The following is a 1932-nucleotide window of genomic DNA, read 5'->3' on the forward strand; positions in this document are numbered from 1 at the left end:
ACAGAACATATAATAATAGGTGGCTTTTCACAGGGAGCACAAGTGGCTCTTGATATTGCCTTAAATAAAAATATTATACCTGTTAGTGGTTTTATAGTGCTTAATACCCCCAAAGCAGATGTTGAGGCTGACACTCTTCAAAATGCATGTACAAGAGGAATAAGAGGTATTGTAATAGCTGGAGAGAATGATAAATTTTTCGAAGATCAAAGAAAAATGATAACGTCATTTAATGAAGTTGGATTAGTGAGTAAGTTTAATGTTATAAAAAATCTAGGACATTGGTTTCCGAATGATCTGTCAGAACAAATTGATTCTTCATTAGAGTTTGTTATAAGTAAATAATCGTGGTTATATAAGTTAATATAACGCTAAGATAAATGAAATTGTGTTGCAAAAAAAATTTTTGTTCGTATAATTCAACTATGACAAAGATGTCGAGGAATTTATTCCTTGGCATCTTTTTTTTGTTACAATAGAAAAATTTAAATTATGCAATTCTGTTGTAGCTATTATTATGAAATGTAGCGGAGTTGTTTATGTTTAGGCTACAGGAAAAGGAGAAGAAGTTATGAATTCAGGAGATATTGCTTATGTATTAATTTGTAGTGCATTAGTACTCTTCATGACACCAGGTCTTGCATTTTTCTATGGAGGTTTAGTGCAACGTAAGAATGTCGTGAATACGATGATGGCTTGTGTAGCGATTATGGGGATTTCAATTGTTATGTGGGTGTTATTTGGTTATTCTTTAGCTTTTGGGGGGAATCATGGAGGAATCATTGGAGATTTCCGTTGGTTTGGTTTTGAAGGTGTAACAGGAGAAGCAGGACCTTATGCTAGTAATATTCCACATATCGCTTTTGCAATATTTCAAATGATGTTTGCTGTTATTACGCCAGCTCTAATTACTGGAGCTTTAGTAGGAAGAGTTAGATTTAAAGCCTTATTAATTTTTGTTGTCTTATGGTCAATAATTGTATACTATCCTATGGCACATATGGTATGGGGGGAAGGCGGATTATTAGCTAAACTTGGATCTGTAGATTTTGCAGGTGGTAATGTTGTTCATATTAGTTCTGGTGTAAGTGCATTAATACTTGCCATCATCCTTGGAAAAAGAAAAGGATATGAACATAATATTTACCGTATTCATAATATACCTTTTGTTACATTAGGAGCCGCTATCCTATGGTTTGGCTGGTTTGGATTTAATTCAGGAAGTGCATTAGGAGCTAATGGATTAGCAGCGCATGCATTTTTAACAACTGCAGTATCTGCAGCAGCCGCATTATTATCTTGGATGGCAATTGATTATATTAGTGAAGGAAAACCAACATTAGTTGGAGCATCTACTGGTTTAGTAGTTGGATTAGTTGCTATTACTCCTGGTGCAGGATTTGTACCTGTATGGGCTGCGTTTATTATTGGTGCTTTAGTAAGTCCAATCTGTTATTTTGGTGTTAAATTTATAAAAGGAAAATTAAAGATTGACGATGCTTTAGATGCTTTCGGATGTCATGGAATTGGTGGTATTTGGGGAGGTATTGCAACAGGGTTATTCGCAAAATCTTCTATCAATTCAGTTGCAAAATGGGATGGACTATTCTTTGGTGATATAAAATTATTTGTTGCTCAGATTGTAGGAATCTTAATTACAATTGTTGTAGCTTGTGTTGGTACTTTAATCTGTGTAGGTATTATTCGAATCTTTATGCCATTACGTGTAAGTGAGAAAGAAGAACAAATAGGTCTTGATATATCAGAACATGGTGAAAGTGCATATCCAACATTTACAGGATTGGATTCGTGAAAGGAGCAAGTGTCAATATGTTGATTAAAATTGAAGCAATAGTTCGAGAAGAGAAGTTAGAAGATGTTAAACAGGCTTTGAATGATATTAACGTTAACGGAATAACCCTATCTCAGGTT

3 protein-coding genes are annotated in these 1932 nt (G+C 34.2%); all 3 read left to right on the top strand.

The window, feature by feature from the left end:
* The coding region (locus ACW2QF_RS19910) for a hypothetical protein (RefSeq protein ID WP_455717759.1) at positions 1–345 on the top strand (345 nt) is incomplete at its 5' end.
* Positions 346–571: 226 nt separating this feature from the next.
* Positions 572–1813: an ammonium transporter gene (locus ACW2QF_RS19915; RefSeq protein WP_455717760.1), complete on the top strand. Its 1242-nt coding sequence runs from the start codon at positions 572–574 to the stop codon at positions 1811–1813.
* 17 nt (positions 1814–1830) lie between these two features.
* Positions 1831–1932, top strand: a 102-nt coding sequence (locus ACW2QF_RS19920) for a P-II family nitrogen regulator (RefSeq protein ID WP_455717761.1), incomplete at its 3' end; no start/stop codon positions are given.

Source organism: Anaerosporobacter sp., assembly GCF_965301125.1.

Bases quoted from the DNA above. Each gene is read 5' to 3' on its own strand.
- ACW2QF_RS19915 (WP_455717760.1), top strand. From the start codon at position 572: ATGAATTCAGGAGATATTGCTTATGTATTAATTTGTAGTGCATTAGTA.